Source organism: Pseudomonas sp. Irchel 3F6 (genome assembly GCF_900187595.1).
Taxonomy (GTDB): domain Bacteria; phylum Pseudomonadota; class Gammaproteobacteria; order Pseudomonadales; family Pseudomonadaceae; genus Aquipseudomonas; species Aquipseudomonas siliginis.
The window spans coordinates 1,239,757-1,260,796 of sequence record NZ_FYDP01000001.1; the positions used below are offsets into that span (position 1 = coordinate 1,239,757).

The following is a 21,040-nucleotide window of genomic DNA, read 5'->3' on the forward strand; positions in this document are numbered from 1 at the left end:
CTCCGCGTGGGAATCGCTCTGCGTCCCAGTGGAACGCGGAGCGTCCCTTGAGGCATTCCCACGCAGAGCGTGGGAACGATCATTAGGCCAGTGCTTGGCACATGCCCAGCGCCATGCAATCCACTTCAAACGGCCCGAGAAAATCCAGCGCGACCTTGACCGGTGGATTGCCGGCCATCAACCCCAGCGTGTTGGCTCTTTCAATGTTGTGGGCGATGTTGTGGTTGGCCTCTATGGCCCGGGCCAAGCCGCCCACCGAGCCTTGGCCAAATCCCAACAGTGAGGCGCCGTTGGTCATCAGCGCGAGGCTGGCGATGACCCAGAGTCTGTAGCCTTTCATGCGCCGCCGACTCCTGCGAGTTCGGCCCTGTCGACCATCGCGCTTTGCGAGCGCAGTTCGAACTGGATGCCGGGGTGGGCGACGTCGATCGGGGCGTCGAAGCTGTGTTCCATTTGTGCGCCGATGCTGACAAACAGCACCACGGCCAGGTACAGACCGATGGCCAGGTAGGCGCCGCGTTTGGCGGAAGTGAGGATTGCGCTGGCCATGGTGTTCTCCGTGGGCAAAGGTTTCGATGGCCACAGAATCAATCAAAAAAGCCGAAGCAACCACTCAGGGTTTGCAATGGTGAATATCAGCTTCGTTGATTATTTAGCGGCTCTATTTGCCCGCGAGAGAAAACCTATGAGTGGAGAACGCGTACGCGCGTAGGAGCTGCCGAAGGCTGCGATCTTCTGATTGATCGTTCCCACGCTCCGCGTGGGAATGCCTCAAGGGACGCTCCGCGTTCCAATGGGACGCAGAGCGTCCCGGGCTGCGTTCCCACGCAGAGCGTGGGAACGATCAGGTGACGCTCGCGCGTAGGAGCTGCCGAAGGATGCGATCTCTTGTTTGATCGTTCCCACGCTCCACGTGGGAACGATCAAGATCGCAGCCTTCGGCAGCTCCTACAAGGAGACGGGAATTTCAGGCTTGGGTTTTGTGATCCAGCGCGGCGTAGAAGTTGGCGCTTTGTTGCAGGTATTTCTGGGTGTAGCTCTGGGTGTGGGATTTTTTGCTGGCGATTTCGACGTTGGCACCGGCTGGCAATACCACGGTGGCAGAAATGGCGGAAGCGGCGATGACGGAGAAGAGATTGAAATTCATGGCGGTAACCCTCGTGTTCGTTTGCTTGGTTTGCCCGGTCGGGCTGTGAAACAAACGTAACGCTCGAGGGTTGCTCGCTTGAAATCTTTTGTAGCATTAGCCGATATCAGTGCAATTAATACAACGATGCAGGCCCCGCAGACCGGGGCCTGTGGCTTATTGTCGCACTACAAACTTCAGATCGCTTGGCGCGTCCATCGGCAGTTTTTGCACGGTTTTACCGAGCAGACCCGTCTTGGCATCGCGCTCGACGACGACAATCTGGTTGCTCTTCTGGTTGGCGATCAAGACGAATTTACCGCTCGGATCGAGGGCAAACTCGCGCGGGTGATCACCCTCGACCGAGCGCTTTTGCAGCTCTTTGAGCTGACCGGTCGCAGAATCAATGCCGAACACTACGAGCTGATTGGCCGTGCCGCGATTGCTCACGTAGAGAAACTTGCCGTCAGCCGAGGCATGCAGCGCCGCGCCGGCCTTGTCCGAGGTTGGCTGGCCCGCCGCCAGATCGACCAGTTGCGTCTGGGTCAGTACGCCGTCCTTGTAGTCGAACACCGCGACCTGTGCACTCATCTCCATGGTCAGCCAGGCGTGTTTGCCGTCAGCGCTGAACAGCAGATGACGCGGGCCACTGCCGGCCGGCAAGGCTACCGAGGCGGTTTTTGCCGGGGTCAGCGGCAGGTGTGGATTGGCCTTCGGGTCGTACTGATAGATGAAAACCTTGTCCGCGCCCAAATCATTGGAGAACACATAGCGCCCGTCCGGCGACGACACCGTCGAGTGCACATGATTGGAAGCCTGACGCTCAGGGTTGACCCGACTGGCCGGGTGGCCGCTCATCTGCACCACCGGTTTCAACTGGCCGTCGGCATCGACCGGCAATACCGCCAGGGTGCCGCCCGGATCTTGCATCACTGAGTAGTTGCTGACGAACAGGTGTTTGGCATCGGCGCTGAGGCTGGAATGGGTCGGCTCGTTGCCCAGGCTCTGCACCTGATTGATCAGGCTCAGCGCATGGGTCTTCGGGTCAATGGCGAAGCTGCTGACGCGGCCGACCGGATCGGTCTGGCCCGGGCCGTTTTCGTTGACCACGAACAGGCGTTTCTGGTCTTTCGAGAGGGTCAGCCAGGACGGGTTTTCGGTCTTGACCACTTGCAGCGGCTTGGCGTCGATCTGGCCGGTGGCGCTGTCGAACTGCATGCGGTAGATGCCCTGGCTGGAACCGGCGGTGTACGAGCCGACCAGCAACTGCAAGGTGTCGGCGCTGGCGCTGGAAAGCCCCATCGCGCCGACGCTGCCGGCCATCAGCAAAGGCCAGAAATTACGCATCTTCATTATTGTCATCCTCATCGTCGCTGCTGCTGACTACGTCGCCGAGGCACACCAGACGATGCTCGCCCGTGGTCTTGGTGTCGCTGGCGTAACCGACGATCAGCCAGCTCTGCAGCGTCTCATCGAACGTCGCTTGCGCGACCTGCGCCGGGGTGAATTCCCAGTGCTTGGCTGCACGGCCATCAATGCATTCGATGTGCAGGTTATCGTCCTCGTCGAGGGCGAATTCGAAGGCGTGCAGGCCATCGATTTCGACCATATCGCAGTGTTCGAGGGCGTTGAGAAGGGTTTGGGCAGTCATGGCAAACAGTCTTTCTAGGGGGGAAAGGGCCAATGATAGCCCAATGTGATCCAGAGGCCCCTGCTGGAACCTCTGTCTGATCGTTCCCACGCTCCGCGTGGGGATGCCTCAAGGGACGCTCCGCGTTCCAGTGCGACGCAGAGCGTCCCGGGCTGCATTCCCACGCAGAGCGTGGGAACGATCAACACAAAAAATCGCGGTGTTGGCTAGATCGCCTCACGCGATGGCTTGCCATCCACCAGGCGCTGAATCCGCAGCGGGTTGGCGTTTTTCAGTGGTTCGGGCAGCAAGCTGTCCGGGTAGTTCTGGAAGCACACCGGGCGCAGGAAGCGATCGATCGCCAGCGTGCCCACTGACGTGCCGCGCGCATCGGACGTCGCCGGGTACGGGCCGCCATGCACCATCGAATCGCACACTTCGACACCAGTCGGATAACCGTTGAGCAGGATGCGCCCGACTTTCTGTTCCAGCAGCGGCGTCAGTTCGGCGAATTGCTCGAAGTCAGACGGCTCACCAATGATCGTCGCGGTCAGTTGACCGTGCAGGCCGTGCAGCGCTGCGCTCAGTTGTGCCTGATCGGCCACTTCGACGATTACTGTGGTCGGACCGAACACTTCTTCCTGTAGCACTTCGTCGCCGTTGATCAACAGGCTGACATCGGCCTTGAACAACTGCGGCTGCGCCTGATTGCCCTGCTGCGGATTACCGGCCAGATGCTCAATGCCGCTGTGCGCCAGGAGCTTTTCCAGGCCTTTACCGTAGCTGCCGAGGGTGCCGGCGTTGAGCATGGTTTGCGCCGGTTGATCACCGATCGCAGCGGCGACTTGCTCTACAAACGCGCTGAACTGCGCAGAGCGAATACCGATCACCAGACCCGGGTTGGTGCAGAACTGACCGCAACCCTGCACCACCGAAGCGGTGAGGTCGCGCGCGACGGTTTCCGAACGCGCAGCCAGTGCCTGCGGCAGCACGATCACCGGGTTGATGCTCGACATCTCGGCGAACACCGGGATCGGTTGCGGACGTGCAGCGGCCATGTCGCACAAAGCGCGACCGCCCTTCAGCGAACCGGTGAAACCAACGGCCTGAATCGCCGGGTGCTTGACCAGCCATTCGCCGACGCCACCACCGTAGATCATGTTGAACACGCCAGCGGGCATACCGGTTTTTTCTGCGGCACGAATGATCGCGTCGGCGACCAATTCAGCGGTGGCCATGTGGCCGCTGTGGGCCTTGAACACTACCGGGCAACCGGCGGCCAGCGCTGCTGCGGTATCGCCACCGGCAGTGGAGAACGCCAGCGGGAAGTTGCTCGCACCAAACACCGCGACCGGGCCGAGGCCGATGCGGTACTGACGCAGATCCGGACGTGGCAGCGGCTGACGATCCGGCAGTGCCAGATCGATCCGTGCGCCGTAGAAATCACCGCGACGCAGGACTTTGGCGAACAGACGCATCTGCCCGCTGGTGCGACCACGCTCGCCCTGAATGCGTCCGGCCGGCAGCGCGGTTTCGCGGCAGACCACGGCGACGAAATCGTCGCCAAGCGCATCCAGCTCATCCGCGACTGCGTCGAGGAACTGCGCGCGACGTTCGGCGCTGAGGCTGCGATACGTCGGGTAAGCCGCAGCGGCGGCCTTGGCGGCGGCGTCGACTTCTTCGGCCGTGGCCTGAATGAAATCGTGCGGCAGGGCCTCGCCCGTGCTGGCGTCGACCGAGTGCAGTTTGACGCTGCCGGCGGCGCTGCGCTGACCGCCGATGTAGTTGTGACCGAGAATCTGAGTCATGGGATCTCCTTAAAGGGTGCCGATGCTGTCCGGTTCAAAAGCCGCCTGAACCGGTGCGATACCGTTGACCAGCGCAGCGCCGAAGTCGGCCTGGCTGATCTCGAACGTGTCGCCCGGCTGGGTGCGGATGCCGTCGGCAAACGACAGGGTCGCAGTGCCGAAAAAGTGAATATGCACGTCGCCCGGACGCAGGAACTGACTGTATTTGAAGTGGTGGTACTCAAGGTTCGCCAGGCTGTGGCACATGTTGGCCTCGCCACTGAGGAACTCGTTCTGCCAGAGCACTTCGCCGTCACGCAGGATTCGGCTGGTGCCGGCAAGGTGTTGAGGCAATTCACCGGTACGAAGTTCCGGGCCATAACTGCAACTGCGCAATTTCGAGTGCGCCAGGTACAGGTAATTCTTGCGCTCCATGACGTGGTCGGAGAACTCGTTGCCCACCGCGAAACCGAGGCGATACGGCTTGCCATCGTTGCCGATGACATACAGGCCGGCCATCTCTGGCTCTTCACCGGCGTCTTCGGCGAACGGCGGCAGCGGGAACGCCTGCCCCGGACGCACGACAATGCTGCCGTCGCCCTTGTAGAACCACTCCGGTTGCACACCGGCCTGCCCCGCCGCTGGTTTACCGCCCTCCACGCCCCATTTGAAAATGCGCATGGTGTCGGTCATCGCCGCTTCATCGCCGGCCTGCTGGTGCATCTTGTCCCGCGCCGAAGCACTGCCCAGATGGGTCAGACCAGTACCGCTGACCAGCATGTGTGCCGGGTCCGGGTGATCCAGTGGCGGCAGGATGCGCAGGTCTTTGAGCAACTGCGCGTAGTCGTGGCTGGCACCGAGGCCGAGGCTTTGCACTTGCTGCTCAAGGGAGCTACCGGCCTCGATTGCCGCCAGGGCCAGATCACGGAGACTGCGGGCGTCCTCGACTTCGCGGACCTGACCGTTGTCGACCACGCCGACCCGGCGCTCGCCGTTGGGTAATTCGAATTGAACCAGATGCATGATTTTCTCCTGTTCCATCAAAAACGCCGCTATCCCCTGTGGGAGCGAGCCTGCTCGCGAAAGCGGTGTACCGGTCACCAGCAGTGTTGAATGTGATGGCCTCTTCGCGAGCAGGCTCGCTCCCACAGGGGCCAGTGTTGTCAGTCAGATGCGGGTCGCGCCACGGGCGCTGGCGGCGAACTGGTCGACGGGCAGCACATGCTTGCGTTCCAGCACGCGGTAAACGACGCCGGTCAGAATCAGCCCGAACACCATCACGCCCGAGAGGAAGTACAACCCCGAAGCCAGATTGCCGGTGTATTCCTTCAACGCGCCGATCACGAACGGCCCGATATACCCGCCCAGATTGCCCACCGAGTTGATCAAGGCAATCCCCGCCGCGGCACTCGCACCGGCAAAAAAGCGTCCGGGCAAAGTCCAGAACACCGCGGTGCATGAGAACAACGCGAACGCCACCAGACACAGCGCCGCCAGTTGCGCCACCGGCAGCGACAGCCAGGCACTGAGGAACAGGCCCAGCGCACCGAGCACATAGAGCACCGCCAAGTGGCCGTAGCGATCATTCAAGCGGTCGGAACTGCGCGGAATGATCAGCAGGCCGATGATCCCGAAAATGTATGGCACCGAAGAGACGAACCCGGTGACCAGATCGCTGCCGCCGAACTGTTTGATCAACGTCGGCAGCCACAGGCCCAGACCATAAATGCTCAGGGTCACCGGCAGATAGAACAGCGCCAGCAACAACACACGTTTGTCTTTCAGCGCATGCAGCGGATTGCCGTGACGGGTCTGGCCGTATTCCTGCAAGTCCTTTTTCAGTTCGCCGGTCAGCCAGTCTTTTTCCGCCTGATCCATCCACTTCACTTGCTGCGGGCCGTCCGGCAGCCAGCGCAGCACCGGCCAGGTCAGCAGGATCGCCGGGGTGCCGATGACGATGAACAGCCACTGCCAGCCATGCAGACCAAGGATGCCGTCCATGCCCAGCAAACCGCCGGACACGGGACCGGTGATCATCATCGCGATGGGTTGCGAGAGGATGAACAGGCCGAGGATCTTGCCGCGATGGCGCACCGGGAACCATTGGGTGATGTAGTACAGCACACCGGGGAAGAAGCCCGCCTCGGCCGCGCCGAGCAGAAAGCGCATCACGTAGAAGCTGTGCGGCCCTTGCACGAAGGCCATGCCGATGGTGATCGCGCCCCAGGTGATCATGATCCGCGCGAACCAGCGTCGTGCGCCGAAGCGTTCGAGCATCAGGTTGCTGGGAATCTCTAAAAGAAAGTAACCAATGAAGAACAGCCCGGCACCGAGGCCATAGGCGGCGTCGCCGATACCGATGTCCGCGCCCATGTGCAGCTTGGCGAAGCCGACGGCGGAGCGATCCACATAGGCGATCAGGTACAGCAGGATCAGGAAGGGAATCAGTTTCAGTGTGATGCGCCGGACAAGCCGCAATTCCTGGCTCATGAGATCGGTCTCCGATTGTTGTTTTTATAGAACCTCGGGGGACGCCTCTCGCCAAAACAGCCAGGGCCACCCCTCCGTCGAAAACGACTATATAGTAATACTAATTACCCAACAACACTTCCAAAGCGCGGATTTTGAGCTTAGATTAAGCGTCAGCTCGCAAACAATAGTCTTACAATAAGAGAATCGATCATGTCTGATAAGAAACCCACCCTGCGCTCCGCCCAATGGTTTGGCACGGCCGACAAGAACGGCTTCATGTACCGCAGCTGGATGAAGAATCAGGGCATCGCCGACCATCAGTTCCACGGCAAGCCGATCATCGGCATCTGCAATACCTGGTCGGAACTGACCCCGTGCAACGCGCACTTCCGCCAGATCGCGGAGCACGTCAAACGCGGGGTGATCGAGGCTGGTGGTTTTCCGGTGGAGTTTCCGGTGTTCTCCAACGGCGAATCGAACCTGCGCCCGACCGCCATGCTCACCCGCAACCTGGCGAGCATGGACGTTGAAGAAGCGATTCGCGGCAACCCGATCGACGGCGTAGTGCTGCTCACCGGTTGCGACAAAACCACTCCAGCACTGCTGATGGGCGCGGCCAGTTGCGACGTGCCGGCCATCGTCGTCACCGGCGGGCCGATGCTCAACGGCAAGCACAAAGGCAAGGACATCGGTTCCGGCACCGTGGTCTGGCAGCTTAGCGAACAGGTCAAGGCCGGCACCATCACCATCGATGACTTCCTCGCGGCCGAGGGCGGCATGTCGCGTTCGGCGGGCACCTGCAACACCATGGGCACTGCGTCGACCATGGCGTGCATGGCTGAAGCGCTGGGCACTTCGCTGCCGCACAACGCCGCGATTCCGGCCGTAGATGCGCGCCGTTATGTGCTGGCGCACATGTCCGGCATGCGTGCGGTGGAGATGGTGCGTGAAGACCTGAAACTGTCGAAGATCCTCACCAAGGAAGCCTTTGAAAACGCCATTCGCGTCAACGCCGCCATTGGTGGTTCGACCAACGCCGTGATCCACTTGAAAGCCATCGCCGGGCGCATCGGCGTCGAGCTGGACCTGGACGACTGGACGCGCATCGGTCGCGGCATGCCGACCATCGTCGACCTGCAACCGTCCGGGCGTTTCCTGATGGAAGAGTTCTACTACGCCGGTGGTTTGCCAGCGGTGCTGCGTCGCCTCGGCGAAGCCAATCTGATCCCCAACCCGAACGCACTGACCGTCAATGGCAAGTCCATCGGCGAGAACACCAAGGACGCGCCGATCTACGGCGAAGACCAAGTGATCCGCACCCTCGACAATCCGATTCGCGCTGACGGCGGCATCTGTGTGTTGCGCGGCAATCTGGCGCCGTTGGGCGCGGTGCTCAAGCCGTCCGCCGCTAGCGCTGAACTGATGCAGCATCGCGGTCGCGCCGTGGTGTTCGAGAACTTCGACATGTACAAGGCGCGGATCAACGATCCGGAGCTGGACGTCGATAAGGATTCGATTCTGGTGATGAAGAACTGCGGGCCGAAGGGTTATCCGGGCATGGCTGAAGTCGGCAACATGGGCCTGCCGGCCAAGCTGTTGGCGCAAGGCGTGACGGACATGGTGCGCATTTCCGATGCACGGATGAGCGGCACCGCTTACGGCACGGTGGTTCTGCACGTCGCGCCGGAAGCGGCAGCGGGCGGGCCTTTGGCGGCAGTAAAGGAAGGCGACTGGATCGAACTCGATTGCGCCAGCGGCCGTCTGCATCTGGACATTCCGGATGCTGAACTGGCGGCACGCATGGCCGATCTGCAAGCACCGCAGCAGTTGCTGGTGGGCGGTTATCGTCAACTGTACATCGATCACGTCCTGCAGGCGGATCAGGGTTGCGACTTTGACTTCCTGGTTGGTTGCCGAGGTGCCGAGGTTCCGCGCCACTCTCACTAACAGCGCAATTCCCCTGTGGGAGCGAGCCTGCTCGCGAAGAGGGAGTGTCAGTCGACATCTATTTGACTGATATGCCGCCTTCGCGAGCAGGCTCGCTCCCACAGTTGCTTTTGCGTATCGCCTCAAATCTGTGCCGTGCCTGCTATGATGCGCGGCATCTCCATCGCTCAGGATCGCGCCACTCCCCATGGATTACCGCAAACCTTCCGACCGTAAAAGCATGCACTCGCGCATCGTCCAGGAACTGGGCATGCAGATCGTCTCCGGACGCTTTTTGCCCGACGACAAACTGCCCGCCGAAGCCCTGCTTTGCGAGGAGTACGCGGTCAGTCGCCCGGTATTGCGCGAAGCGACGCGGGTGCTGGTGGCCAAGGGTCTGGTGTATTCCAAACCCCGCGTCGGCACCGTGGTCAAGGCGCGCCGCGAATGGCACATGCTCGACCCGGACGTGCTGCACTGGCTGATGCAGAGCAGTCCGCAGAATGAATTCTTCAACGTGCTGACCAGCGTGCGCAGCATCATCGAACCGGCAGCCGCCGCCCTCGCCGCTCAGCATGCAACCGATGCCGACATCGCCGCGATCAACGAAGCCTACCAACGCATGGAAGCCGCGCCGACTCCGGAAGCGCTGTTGCAGCCGGACCTGGACTTCCACAGCCGCATCGCCGACGCGACGCACAACGACCTGCTGGCGAACCTGTGCAACATGTTGGCGGTAGCGATTGCCGAGGCGTTGAAGCATTCCAATCAACGGCCGAATCTGCATGAACTGGCGTTGCCGCGACACAAGGCGATTCTGACCGCGATCGAGAACCGCGATGCCCTGGGTGCCCGGCATGCGACGCTGGTGCAGCTGGATGATGCGCGCAGTGCGTTGAGTGTGGTGCTGGGTGCTGAGCTTTCTTAGGGCTTGAGACCGCTTGCCCTCACCCTAGCCCTCTCCCAGAGGTAGAGGGGACCGATTGGGGAATATTTGAGATTTACGCCGACTTGAACGTTCTGCTGTGAATCCATAACCGACTCGGTATTTCAGGCCGATATATCTAGCCGCACCCCTCGGTCAGTCCCCTCTCCCTCCGGGAGAGGGCTAGGGTGAGGGGCTCTTGATCTTGATTCACAAAAAAAGCCGCAACCCCTCAAGGTTGCGGCTTTGTCGTTTCAGGCCTTCAGATCAGTGGGCAAACAGCGAATTGCCCTTCTGCCCCGCCAGCTTCTCCGGCTTGATCAGGAACTTGGCCAGCGCCGGCAGCAGCCACAGCGCGCCGAACATGTTCCACAGCAGCATGAAGGTCAGCATCAGGCCCATGTCGGCCTGGAACTTGATCGCCGAGAAGATCCAGGTGCACACGCCGATCGCCAGGCACAGGCCGGTGAACAGCACCGCTTTACCGGTCGACTTCAGCGTCTGGTAATAGGCTTCCTGCAACGGCAGCCCGGCACGCAGGAAACTTTCCAGGCGGCTGTAGATGTAGATGCCGTAATCCACGCCAATCCCCACGCCCAACGCCACCACCGGCAGCGTCGCGACTTTCACGCCGATGCCCATGAACGCCATCAGCGCGTTGCCGAGCACCGAGGTGAGCACCAGCGGCAGGACGATGCACAGGGTTGCCGCCCATGAGCGGAAGGTGATCATGCACATCACCGCCACGCAGATGTACACCAGGATCAGAATGGTCAGCTCAGCCTGTTTGATGACTTCGTTGGTGGCCGCTTCGATCCCGGCGTTACCGGCAGCAAGGATGAATTCCAGGCCGTCCTTGTTGTTTTCCTTGGCAAACTCCTGCACCGCTTGCACCGCACGGTCGAGGGTTTCGGCCTTGTGGTCGTTGAGGAACACCAGTACCGGTGCCAGCGAGCAGCTGTTGTTGTACAGGCCATCGGCGCGGGCGATCGAGTTGTTCAGTACGTCCGGGTTGCGCGACAGGGTTTCCCATTTCAGGTTGCCCTCGTTCATGCCCTTGATCATCTGCTTGGACACGGTCACCAGCGAGATCGCCGACTGCACGCCCTCGGTGTTCTGCATCTTCCACATCAGCTGATCGATCGGCGCCATGGCTTCGTAGCGCGAGCAGCCTTCGGCCTTGGTCTTGACCATCACCACCAGCACGTCGGAACTGGTCGAGTAGTTGCTGATGATGAAGTTATTGTCCTTGTTGTAACGCGAGTCCGGACGCAGTTCCGGCGCGCCCTGGTCGAGGTCGCCGATCTTCAGGTTCTGGCTGTACCAGAGGCCGCCGCCGAAGGCGATCAGCGCCAGTGCGACCGAAATCGGCGCGACTTTCGGGCTGGCGAAGTTCGACAGCAGGCGCCAGAACGGGTGCTCGCGGTTGGCGTCCTTCTTGCTCTTGGCAATCGCGCGCTTGCTGATGCCGACATAGGAAATCGCCACCGGCAGCAGGATCAGGTTGGTGAACACGATCACCGCAACACCAATGGACGCGCCGATGGCCAGTTCACGGATCACCCCGATGTCGATGATCAGCAGGGTAATGAAGCCCACCGCATCGGCCAGAATCGCGATCATCCCCGGCAGGAACAACTGGCGGAAGGTGCGCCGAGCAGCGGTCAGCGCGTTGTCAGCCTCGCTGGATTGCAGGGCGATACCGTTGATCTTCTGCACGCCGTGGGAAATGCCGATGGCGAAAATCAGGAACGGCACCAGCATCGAATACGGGTCGAGCCCGAAGCCGAAGAAGTGCATCAACCCGAGCTGCCAGACCACCGCCACCAGCGTCGTGCTCAACACCGCGATGGTGCTGCGCAGGCAGTTAGTGAACCACAGCAGCAGAATCAGGGTGATGACGAAGGCGACACCGAAGAACAGCACCACCATCACCAGACCGTCGATCAGGTCGCCGACCTTCTTGGCGAAACCGACAATATGGATCTTGATGTTGGGGTTCTGCGCTTCGAACTTGTTGCGGATCTTGTCTTCGAGCTCATGGGAGAACTGGCGATAGTCCAGCGCCAGCAACTTGCCCTGATCCTGGGGGTCCGGATAGGCCTCCAGCAGCGGGATGTCGACGATGCTCGACTTGAAGTCGTTGGCCACCAGACGCCCGACCTGGCCGGACTTGAGCACGTTGTTGCGCAGCAGATCGAGGCTGTCCTGGGAACCGTTGTAGCTCTGCGGAATCACTTCACCGCCGGCGAAACCCTCTTCGGTCACTTCGGTCCAGCGTACGCTCGGGCTCCACAGCGATTTGAGCCCGGAACGGTCGACGCCGGAAATGTAGAACACTTCGTCGTTGATCTGGCGCAGGGTCTCCATGTACTCCTTGGAGAAGATGTCACCGTCGGTGGCTTCCACCGAAATACGTACGGTGTTGCCCAAGTTCGCCAGATCGTTGCGGTGCTCCATCATCTTTTCGATGAAGGGATGCTGCAGCGGGATCATTTTTTCAAAACTGGTCGACGGCCGAATCAGCGTGGCCTGCCAGAACAGGAAAATACTCACCACCAGGCAGATCAGGATCACGGCCGGACGGTTGTTGAAGATCAGGCGCTCGAGAACCGTCGCCTTTTCCTGCTGAGGAGTGATCAAGGAAGTCATAGCCCCGCCTTCTTGTTATTGGTCTCGGCACCGTTTGGCTGGGTGATGTGCAAACCACCCTGCCCGGTCAGAATCAGGTTGCCGTTGCCAGCGGCGGTAACCGACGACAGCGAAATGCGATCCGGACGGTTGAACACGCTGAAGGTTTCGCCGTTGTCGCTGCTGCTGATCACCGAACCGCCGTTACCGACGATCACGATCGAGCCGTCTTCGAGCAGCGTGCCGCCAGACAGACCGAACTCCAGCGCACCGCGTGCAGCTTTGAGTTCGACCTGCTCCCAGGTGCTGCCGAAATCAGTGGAGCGATAAAGATTGCCGCGCAAGCCGTACGCCAGCAGGGTCTGCGGCTGCGCCGTGCCGATCACGCCGAACAGCGAACCTTCGTACGGGCCTTCGAGCTTTTCCCAGGTCTGGCCGTCATCGGCGGAGCGGAACATGCTGCCGGACTCGCCGACGATGAACAGCCCGGCGTCTTTCACGGCGGCGATGGCGTTGAGGTGGAACTGGTCTTCGTTGTCGAGGCGATCGCTGACGTCTTCCCAGTGCTTGCCGCCGTCGGAGGTTTCCAGCAGCGTGCCGTAGGCGCCCACGGCAAAGCCGCTGCTGGCGTCCTTGAACCAGACGTCGAGCAGCGGCGATTCGCGTGCGAGGTCTTCGAATTGTTTGGTCCAGGTCAGACCGCCGTCTGCGCTGGCGAGAATCTGTGCGTCGTGGCCCACGGCCCAGCCGTTTTTGTCATCGACGAAATACACGGCAGTGAGCAGTTGCCGGGTCGGCACCTTGGCCTGGGTCCAGGTTTTGCCCTGGTCATCGGAATAGACGATGTGCCCGCGATCGCCGACCGCGACAAGACGCGCGCCAGCGTGGACGACATCAAGAATCAGGCTTTTTGCGGCCTTGGCCGATTCGGTGGCATAGACCACGTCAGCCGGGGCCTCGGCGGCAATCACAGGTGCCGATAACGTGGCAAAGCCCAGCAGCGAGAGTGCTGTGGCCAGCAACGCGGTGTTGCGTAACGCCGGCGGGCGGCAACGACTCATAGACCTTCCCCTATTTATTATTGTTGGGCCATCGGGCCTTCAAGGGCGCCGCAAGGGTGCTCGGCTAGTGGCAGATCAGAAGCATAGTCCTGAAACCCGCAATCCAGAGCCCCTTCGGAAGCTGGCTCATCCTATCGGGCTTTGCAAATGTCTGACAATCGGCGCCGCGTTATCTTTTGTTAACCGAAAGCGGCTCTCTGTAACCCATCATTTTCCCTGTGGGAGCGAGCCTGCTCGCGAATGCGGTGCATCAGTCACCCTGTCTATTGGCTGACCCACCGCTTTCGCGAGCAGGCTCGCTCCCACAGGGTTTGTAGTGATGGTTGGTTTTGCGACAAAGGGTGAATGCGCAGCCATTCGTAGGATGGATGACGCAATTGTTGCGGAGGGGACTTGCAGGATCGGTATTATGGTATACCATCAGACGCACAGACACTCTCAATCCCCCAACGGAGCAGCTCATGAGTTTCGAAATTCGCAAGATCGTCAGCTATGTCGAAGAAACCTTCATTGAAGGCGGCAAGGCTACTGACAAGCCGGTGACCATGGTCGGCCTCGCCGTGGTGATGAAGAACCCGTGGGTGGGCAATGGTTTTGTCGAAGACCTCAAGCCGCAGATCCGCGCCAACTGCTCCGACCTCGGCGCCATGATGGTCGAGCGTCTGGTCGGCATCATTGGTGGCGCCGAGAAGATCGAGGCTTACGGCAAAGCCGCCGTGGTCGGCGCTGACGGCGAGATCGAACACGCCTCCGCCGTGATCCATACGCTGCGCTTCGGCAACCACTATCGCGAAGCGGTGAAAGCCAAGAGCTACCTGAGCTTTACCAACAAGCGCGGCGGTCCGGGTACGTCGATTCAGATCCCGATGATGCACAAGGACGACGAAGGCCTGCGTTCGCACTACATCACTCTGGAAATGCAGATCGAAGACGCGCCGCGTGCCGACGAAATCGTCGTCGTGCTGGGTTGCGCCGACGGTGGCCGCCTGCACCCGCGTATCGGCAACCGCTACATCGATCTGGAAGAACTGGCCGCCGAAAAAGCCCAGTAATCACAACAAGAAAGGCATTGCAGGAGCGCTCCATGATTCGGCTCACCGCTGAACTCACCCCGGCTGGCACCAGTTACCTGGCGACCGGCCAAGGCCAGCCCGTGGTCTTGATCCACGGCGTGGGCCTGAACAAAGAAATGTGGGGCGGGCAGATTGTCGGCCTCGCCAGCCAGTATCAGGTGATCGCCTACGACATGCTCGGCCACGGCGCCAGCCCGCGCCCGGCCAGCGGCACCGACCTGCTCGGTTACGCCGATCAGTTGCTCGAGCTGCTCGATCACCTCAATCTGCCCCAGGCAGCGGTGATCGGTTTCTCCATGGGCGGTCTGGTCGCGCGGGCCTTCGCCCTGCACTACCCGGAGCGCCTGCAAAGCCTGGTGGTGTTGAACAGTGTGTTCAACCGCAGCGAAGAACAGCGTGCCGGTGTCATCGCGCGCACTGCGCAGGCTGCCGAACATGGCCCGGACGCCAACGCCGAAGCCGCCCTGTCACGCTGGTTCAGCCGTGAATATCAGGCGGCCAACCCGGCGCAGATCGCCGCGTTGCGCCAGACCCTGGCCAACAACGATCCGCAGGGTTACCTGACCACTTATGAATTGTTTGCCACCCAGGACATGTATCGCGCCGACGACCTGAGCAGCATTCAGGCGCCGACACTGATCGCCACTGGCGAGCTCGACCCTGGCTCGACGCCGGAAATGGCCGAGCAACTGGCCCGACGCATCCCCGGCGCGAAGGTTGCCGTGCTGCCCGAGCAACGGCATATGATGCCGGTAGAGTCGCCGCGTCTGGTCAATCAGATGCTGCTGGAATTTCTCCAATTCGCACACGCCCGACAAAACCATATAAAGGGGATCGTTGCATGACACTCGCACGCTTCCAGATGTGCATCGGCGGAGACTGGGTCGACGCCCTCTCCGGCAAGACCTTCGAAAGCCTCAACCCGGCCTCCGCGCAAGCCTGGGCGCAATTGCCCGACGCCGATGAAGCGGACGTCGAACGCGCCGTGCAAGCAGCGCAAACTGCTTTTGACAGCCCGGCGTGGCGCGGCCTCACCGCCACTGCGCGCGGCAAACTGCTGCGCCGCCTCGGTGATCTGATCGCAGAAAACAAGGAACACCTGGCGCAGCTGGAAAGCCGCGACAACGGCAAGCTGATCCGCGAAACCCGTGGCCAGGTCAGCTATCTGCCGGAGTTCTTCCACTACACCGCAGGCCTCGCCGACAAGCTTGAAGGCGGCACCCTGCCGCTGGACAAGCCTGACCTGTTTGCCTACACCGTGCACGAAGCCATGGGTGTGGTTGCCGCGATCATTCCATGGAACAGCCCGCTGTACCTGACCGCGATCAAACTGGCCCCGGCCCTCGCCGCCGGCAACACGATTGTGATCAAGCCGTCCGAGCACGCCTCGGCGACCATTCTCGAGCTGGCGCGTCTGGCCCTTGAAGCCGGGATTCCGCCGGGCGTGGTCAACGTCGTCACCGGTTACGGCCCGAGCACCGGCGCCGCCCTCACCCGCCATCCACTGATCCGCAAGATCGCCTTCACCGGCGGCGCGGCGACGGCACGGCATGTGGTGCGCAGCAGCGCCGAGAACTTCGCCAAGCTGTCGCTGGAGCTGGGCGGCAAGTCGCCGAACATCATTTTTGCCGACGCCGATCTCGACAGCGCGATCAACGGCGCGATTGCCGGGATCTACGCAGCGTCCGGGCAGAGTTGCGTGTCCGGTTCGCGCTTGCTGGTGCAGGACGAAATCTACGACGAATTCGTCAATCGTCTGGTCGAGCGCGCCCAGCGCATCCGCATCGGCAACCCACAGGAAGACAACAGTGAAATGGGGCCGATGGCCACCGCGCAGCAACTGGCGGTGGTCGAAGGTCTGGTCGCCGATGCGATCGCCGAAGGCGCGCGTTTGCGCACCGGTGGCAAGCGTCCGGCGGATCTCGGTGAAGGCTGGTTCTACGAGCCGACGCTATTCGAGTGCGACCGCAATTCGATGAAGATCATGCAGGAAGAAGTCTTCGGCCCGGTGGCTTCGGTGATTCGTTTCAAAGACGAAGCCGAAGCGCTGGCGATCGCCAACGACTCGCAGTTCGGCCTCGCCGCCGGCATCTGGACCCGTGACCTCGGCCGCGCCCATCGTCTGGCGCGTGATGTGCGCTCGGGGATTATCTGGGTCAACACTTACCGCGCAGTGTCGGCGATGGCGCCGATCGGCGGCTTCAAGAACAGTGGCTATGGACGCGAAAGCGGCATCGACTCGGTGCTGGCCTACACCGAACTGAAAACGGTGTGGATCAACCTCTCCCAGGCGCCAATGCCTGATCCGTTTGTGATGCGCTAGGAGTCCTGCGAAATGATCGAACCCGGCATTTACAAAGACGTCATGAGCTCGTTTCCGTCCGGCGTCACGGTGGTCACCACCCTCGGCCCGGACGGCGGCATCGTCGGTATCACCGCCAGCGCGTTCAGCGCGCTGTCGATCGACCCGGCGCTAGTGCTGTTCTGCCCCAACTATGCGTCCGACACCTACCCGGTACTGCGCGACAGCAAGAAATTCGCCATCCATTTGCTCTCCGCCGAGCAGACCGCCGAAGCCTACGCGTTCGCCGGCAAGGGCAAGGAAAAGGCCAAGGGCATCGAGTGGCATTTGAGCGAACTCGGTAACCCGATTCTGGCCAAGGCGACGGCGATCATCGAGTGCGAGTTGTGGCGTGAGTACGATGGTGGTGATCACGCGATCATTGTCGGCGCAGTGAAGAACCTGATCCTGCCCGAGCAACCGGTGACGCCGATGATTTATCACAAAGGCAAGCTCGGCCCGTTGCCGACTCTGGCCTGACGAATTCACACAAATCCCTGTAGGAGCTGCCGAAGGCTGCGATCTTTTGATCTTGTTTTCAAAAGTCAAAGTCAAAAGATCGCAGCCTTCGGCAGCTCCTACACGAGGGATCTGTGGTGACTGGAGGAATGATGAGTAACGAAAAGTATGAAAAAGGTCTGCAGATCCGTACGCAGGTATTGGGCGAAGCCTACGTGCAACGCTCGATCGAGAACGCCGACGATTTCACCCGTCCGCTGCAGGAAATGGTCACTGAATACTGCTGGGGCCATGTCTGGGGGCGTGAGGGTCTGTCGCTCAAGGAGCGCAGCATGATCAACCTGGCGATGATCTCGGCGCTCAACCGCCCGCATGAACTCAAGCTGCATGTGCGTGGCGCCTTGCGTAACGGCCTGAGTCGTGAGCAAATACGCGAAATTCTGCTTCAGGTCGGCATTTATTGCGGCGTTCCGGCGGCCGTGGACAGTTTCCGGCTGGCCCGTGAAGCCTTTGCCGAAGCTGACGCCGAGGCCTCCAGTTAACCCTCGGCTGTTTTGATGCCCGTCTGGCATGGACAGCCAAGCTCAAGAGCGGACCCCATGAAACGCCAGCCACTCGACGACAGCTTCAAGGTCAATCGCAACCCCGTTACCCTGCGCGAAATCGTGCTGGACAAACTGCGTAGCGCGATCATGAATTTCCAGCTCATGCCAGGCGATCGCCTGGTCGAACGCGACCTCTGTGATCGCCTCGGTGTCAGCCGCACTTCGGTGCGCGAAGCCTTGCGTCACCTTGAGTCCGAAGGCCTGGTGGAATTCGCCGACGCCAAAGGCCCGCGCGTAGCCATCATCACCCTCGCCGATGCCGTCGATATCTACGAATTGCGTTGCGTGCTCGAAGGCTTGATCGTGCAGTTGTTCACCCTGCGTGCCAAAGCCAAGGACATCAAGGCCCTGGAAAAAGCCCTCGATGACAACCGCAAGGCGTTGAAGGACGGCGAGCTGCAACAGGTGATCGACTCGGTGCAGGGCTTCTACGACGTGCTGCTCGAAGGCTCGGGCAACCATGTCGCCGCCACGCAATTGCGTCAGTTGCAGGCGCGCATCAGCTATCTGCGCGCGACCTCGGTCTCCCAAGAAAACCGACGCGGCGCGAGTAATCACGAGATGGAAAAAATGGTCGAGGCGATCAAGAGCGGCGATCCGCTGGCGGCGCATCAGGCCTGTGTGGATCACGTCCGCGCGGCGGCTGCCGTGGCCCTCGATTACCTCAAGCGCAAACAGGAAGAAACCGGCGTCGCCGTCAAAGGCACTCCGGCGATCACCCTGCCGATCGCGCTGAAAGAACCGCGCATAGGTCAATGACGTGTTCAGCCCGAGCTTTTGCCCGAAATGCGGTGGCCCTGACCTTGGTCAGCAGACGCCGCCGGGCGATACGCACGAGCGCCTGATGTGCCGCGGCTGCGGTTATATCCACTACGTCAATCCGAAGATCATTGCCGGCTGCATCATCGAGCAGGACGGCAAATACCTCTTGTGCCAACGGGCGATCCCCCCGCGCCCTGGCACCTGGACCCTGCCGGCCGGTTTCATGGAAAGCGGTGAGACCACCGAACAGGCGGCGCTGCGCGAAGTCTGGGAAGAAAGCGGCGTGCGCGCGGAAATCGTCTCGCCGTATTCGATCTTCAGCGTGCCGAAGATCAGCGAGGTGTACATCATCTTCCGCGCCATCGCCTTGGAGATCACCGGGCAGTACGGACCGGAGACCATGGATTACAAGTTCTTCGCCCCTGAAGAGATTCCCTGGGAGCAGATCTACTACCCGGCGATCCGGCAGATTCTCGAGCGCTATATCGAAGAGCGCCAGGCTGGGGTTTACGGGATCTACATGGGCAATGATGACAGCGGCAAAATCCATTTCATGCGCTGATCACCACCTATACCCCTGTGGGAGCGAGCCTGCTCGCGAAGGCGTCGTGTCAGTCGATACAAATGTTGAATGATCGAACGCATTCGCGAGCAGGCTCGCTCCCACATAGTTTGGTGGTGTGGCTCAGTTCGGGGCGATGCCTTCTACGATGATGATCTCCGCCCTCGCCCATTCTTCGCGGTAACTTTTCGCCTCCTGATACGCCGCCGAGCGATAGCACGCCACGGCCTGTTCGTAGCTCGCGAACTCGATGATCACGGTGCGCTGTGGCGTCTGCCGCCCTTCCAGCGCTTCGCTGCGCCCGCCTCTGGCGAGAAACTTGCCGCCGAATGCGGCAATCGCCTGCGGGGTGCGCTGGGTGTATTGGCTGTAGTGCTCGGCATCGGCTATATCCACATGTGCAATCCAGTACGCCTTCATAGTGACCTCTTTGTTGATTTTGTATTATGGTATACCAATATATTTCCAACGAACCCTGAGAGTCCAGCATGGCCTTCAACAGCATCGAAGAAATCATCGAAGATTATCGCCTCGGCAAAATGGTCCTGCTGGTCGATGACGAAGACCGCGAGAACGAAGGCGACCTGCTGCTGGCCGCCGACCGTTGCACGCCGGAGGCTATCAGCTTCATGGCCCGCGAAGCACGCGGGCTGATCTGCCTGACCCTCACCGACGAACATTGCCAGCGTCTGGGCCTGGAGCAAATGGTACCCGCCAACGGCAGTGTGTTCAGCACTGCATTTACCGTGTCGATCGAAGCGGCGGTCGGCGTGACGACCGGCATTTCCGCAGCAGATCGCGCGTGCACCGTGGCCGCCGCCGTCGCGCCGAATGCCCGCGCCGAAGACCTGGTGCAGCCCGGCCACATCTTCCCGCTGCGCGCCAAGGAAGGTGGCGTGCTGACCCGTGCCGGGCACACCGAGGCCGGTTGCGATCTGGCGCGCCTGGCCGGTTTCACCCCGGCCTCGGTGATTGTCGAAGTGATGAACGACGACGGCACCATGGCCCGCCGCCCGGATCTGGAGCAGTTCGCACGCAAGCACGGGATCAAGATCGGCACCATTGCTGACCTGATCCACTATCGCCTGAGCACCGAGCACACCATCGAACGCATCGGCGAACGTGAGCTGCCGACGGTGCATGGCACGTTCCGTTTGATCACCTTCGAAGATCGCATCGAAGGTGGCGTGCACATGGCGATGGTCATGGGCGACCTGCGCCGCGATGAGCCGACGCTGGTGCGCGTGCATGTGATCGATCCGCTGCGCGATCTGGTCGGCGCCGAGTACAGCGGGCCGGCGAACTGGACCCTCTGGGCAGCGTTGCAACGGGTCGCGGCGGAAGGTCATGGGGTTGTGGTGGTGCTGGCCAATCATGAATCGTCGCAGGCGTTGCTCGAGCGCGTGCCGCAGTTGACCCAGCCGCCACGGCAGTTCAGCCGTTCGCAATCGCGGATTTATTCCGAGGTCGGGACTGGGGCGCAGATTCTGCAGAACCTCGGGGTGGGCAAGCTGCGCCACCTCGGGCCACCGCTGAAGTATGCGGGGTTGACCGGGTATGACCTTGAGGTGGTTGAGAGCATTCCGTTCACCGAATAACCCGAGCCCAGCACAAACCCCATGTGGGAGCGAGCCTGCTCGCGAAAGCGATGTGTCAGTCGACTTGAATGTTGAATGATCC

General features: G+C 61.1%; 21 protein-coding genes. 10 read left to right on the forward strand and 11 right to left on the reverse strand.

Annotation, left to right across the window (positions count from 1 at the left end):
- Nucleotides 1–82: 82 nt before the first annotated feature.
- From CKW30_RS05325 to CKW30_RS05360, 8 genes are all read right to left on the reverse strand, one after another.
- Nucleotides 83–340: a hypothetical protein gene (locus CKW30_RS05325; RefSeq protein ID WP_056789426.1), complete on the reverse strand. Its 258-nt coding sequence runs from the start codon at nucleotides 338–340 to the stop codon at nucleotides 83–85.
- Nucleotides 337–549: a hypothetical protein gene (locus tag CKW30_RS05330; protein WP_039763920.1), complete on the reverse strand. Its 213-nt coding sequence runs from the start codon at nucleotides 547–549 to the stop codon at nucleotides 337–339. Before CKW30_RS05330 ends, CKW30_RS05325 begins: the two co-directional genes overlap by 4 nt.
- A gap of 418 nt (nucleotides 550–967) precedes the next feature.
- Nucleotides 968–1,147: a hypothetical protein gene (locus CKW30_RS05335; RefSeq protein WP_016775003.1), complete on the reverse strand. Its 180-nt coding sequence runs from the start codon at nucleotides 1,145–1,147 to the stop codon at nucleotides 968–970.
- A gap of 156 nt (nucleotides 1,148–1,303) precedes the next feature.
- A complete protein-coding gene (locus CKW30_RS05340) occupies nucleotides 1,304–2,479 on the reverse strand; it encodes a lactonase family protein (protein WP_095180196.1) in 1,176 nt (391 codons plus the stop codon).
- Nucleotides 2,466–2,777, reverse strand: coding sequence for a DUF5629 family protein (locus tag CKW30_RS05345; RefSeq protein ID WP_056789420.1), 312 nt, complete (start codon nucleotides 2,775–2,777; stop codon nucleotides 2,466–2,468). Before CKW30_RS05345 ends, CKW30_RS05340 begins: the two co-directional genes overlap by 14 nt.
- A 206-nt stretch (nucleotides 2,778–2,983) precedes the next feature.
- The gene (locus tag CKW30_RS05350) at nucleotides 2,984–4,564 is read right to left on the reverse strand and encodes an aldehyde dehydrogenase (NADP(+)) (protein ID WP_095180197.1); all 1,581 of its coding nucleotides are present in this window, start codon (nucleotides 4,562–4,564) and stop codon (nucleotides 2,984–2,986) included.
- A gap of 9 nt (nucleotides 4,565–4,573) precedes the next feature.
- The gene (gene araD1, locus CKW30_RS05355) at nucleotides 4,574–5,566 is read right to left on the reverse strand and encodes an AraD1 family protein (RefSeq protein WP_095180198.1); all 993 of its coding nucleotides are present in this window, start codon (nucleotides 5,564–5,566) and stop codon (nucleotides 4,574–4,576) included.
- 144 nt (nucleotides 5,567–5,710) lie between these two features.
- Nucleotides 5,711–7,033 carry an MFS transporter gene (locus tag CKW30_RS05360; RefSeq protein WP_095180199.1) on the reverse strand — a complete coding sequence of 441 codons (1,323 nt, stop codon included), beginning with the start codon at nucleotides 7,031–7,033 and terminating at the stop codon, nucleotides 5,711–5,713.
- Between the two features lie 192 nt (nucleotides 7,034–7,225).
- On the opposite strand from CKW30_RS05360, the gene CKW30_RS05365 reads away from it, so the two are divergent.
- Together CKW30_RS05365 and CKW30_RS05370 are read left to right on the forward strand one after the other, a co-directional pair.
- The gene (locus CKW30_RS05365) at nucleotides 7,226–8,962 is read left to right on the forward strand and encodes an IlvD/Edd family dehydratase (RefSeq protein WP_041480068.1); all 1,737 of its coding nucleotides are present in this window, start codon (nucleotides 7,226–7,228) and stop codon (nucleotides 8,960–8,962) included.
- A gap of 187 nt (nucleotides 8,963–9,149) precedes the next feature.
- Nucleotides 9,150–9,869 (forward strand): FadR/GntR family transcriptional regulator, encoded by a 720-nt coding sequence (locus CKW30_RS05370; RefSeq protein WP_024013185.1) that lies wholly within the window; start codon nucleotides 9,150–9,152, stop codon nucleotides 9,867–9,869.
- A gap of 264 nt (nucleotides 9,870–10,133) precedes the next feature.
- Here the strand turns inward: CKW30_RS05370 and CKW30_RS05375 are convergent, their stop codons facing one another.
- Complete coding sequence (locus CKW30_RS05375; RefSeq protein ID WP_042606775.1) at nucleotides 10,134–12,518, reverse strand: RND family transporter; 2,385 nt, start codon at nucleotides 12,516–12,518, stop codon at nucleotides 10,134–10,136.
- Entirely contained in the window at nucleotides 12,515–13,558 is a 1,044-nt protein-coding gene (locus CKW30_RS05380; protein WP_056789409.1) for a YCF48-related protein, read from the reverse strand. Before CKW30_RS05380 ends, CKW30_RS05375 begins: the two co-directional genes overlap by 4 nt.
- A 461-nt stretch (nucleotides 13,559–14,019) precedes the next feature.
- Here CKW30_RS05380 and CKW30_RS05385 point away from each other — a divergent pair, with 461 nt between their 5' ends.
- The 7 genes from CKW30_RS05385 (at nucleotide 14,020) to CKW30_RS05415 (ending at nucleotide 19,360) form a co-directional block, all read left to right on the forward strand.
- The gene (locus CKW30_RS05385; RefSeq protein ID WP_007968626.1) at nucleotides 14,020–14,610 is read left to right on the forward strand and encodes an amino acid synthesis family protein; all 591 of its coding nucleotides are present in this window, start codon (nucleotides 14,020–14,022) and stop codon (nucleotides 14,608–14,610) included.
- Nucleotides 14,611–14,642: 32 nt separating this feature from the next.
- Nucleotides 14,643–15,476 (forward strand): alpha/beta fold hydrolase, encoded by an 834-nt coding sequence (locus tag CKW30_RS05390; protein ID WP_071172700.1) that lies wholly within the window; start codon nucleotides 14,643–14,645, stop codon nucleotides 15,474–15,476.
- Nucleotides 15,473–16,954, forward strand: a complete 1,482-nt coding sequence (locus CKW30_RS05395; RefSeq protein WP_056789392.1) for an aldehyde dehydrogenase — start codon at nucleotides 15,473–15,475, stop codon at nucleotides 16,952–16,954. The genes CKW30_RS05390 and CKW30_RS05395 overlap by 4 nt, the downstream gene beginning before the upstream one ends.
- 12 nt (nucleotides 16,955–16,966) lie before the next feature.
- A complete protein-coding gene (locus CKW30_RS05400; RefSeq protein WP_095180200.1) occupies nucleotides 16,967–17,452 on the forward strand; it encodes a flavin reductase family protein in 486 nt (161 codons plus the stop codon).
- Nucleotides 17,453–17,583: 131 nt separating this feature from the next.
- Nucleotides 17,584–17,973: a carboxymuconolactone decarboxylase family protein gene (locus tag CKW30_RS05405; protein WP_024013190.1), complete on the forward strand. Its 390-nt coding sequence runs from the start codon at nucleotides 17,584–17,586 to the stop codon at nucleotides 17,971–17,973.
- A gap of 57 nt (nucleotides 17,974–18,030) precedes the next feature.
- Nucleotides 18,031–18,795 (forward strand): GntR family transcriptional regulator, encoded by a 765-nt coding sequence (locus CKW30_RS05410; RefSeq protein WP_042606770.1) that lies wholly within the window; start codon nucleotides 18,031–18,033, stop codon nucleotides 18,793–18,795.
- 1 nt (nucleotide 18,796) lies between these two features.
- Entirely contained in the window at nucleotides 18,797–19,360 is a 564-nt protein-coding gene (locus CKW30_RS05415) for an NUDIX hydrolase (RefSeq protein WP_024013191.1), read from the forward strand.
- Nucleotides 19,361–19,483: 123 nt separating this feature from the next.
- Here CKW30_RS05415 and CKW30_RS05420 read toward each other — a convergent pair whose 3' ends face one another.
- On the reverse strand, nucleotides 19,484–19,780 hold the full coding sequence (locus CKW30_RS05420) for a DUF1330 domain-containing protein (protein ID WP_095180201.1): 297 nt from the start codon (nucleotides 19,778–19,780) through the stop codon (nucleotides 19,484–19,486).
- 68 nt (nucleotides 19,781–19,848) lie between these two features.
- On the opposite strand from CKW30_RS05420, the gene ribBA reads away from it, so the two are divergent.
- A complete protein-coding gene (gene ribBA, locus CKW30_RS05425; protein ID WP_095180202.1) occupies nucleotides 19,849–20,958 on the forward strand; it encodes a bifunctional 3,4-dihydroxy-2-butanone-4-phosphate synthase/GTP cyclohydrolase II in 1,110 nt (369 codons plus the stop codon).
- Nucleotides 20,959–21,040: the final 82 nt, after the last annotated feature.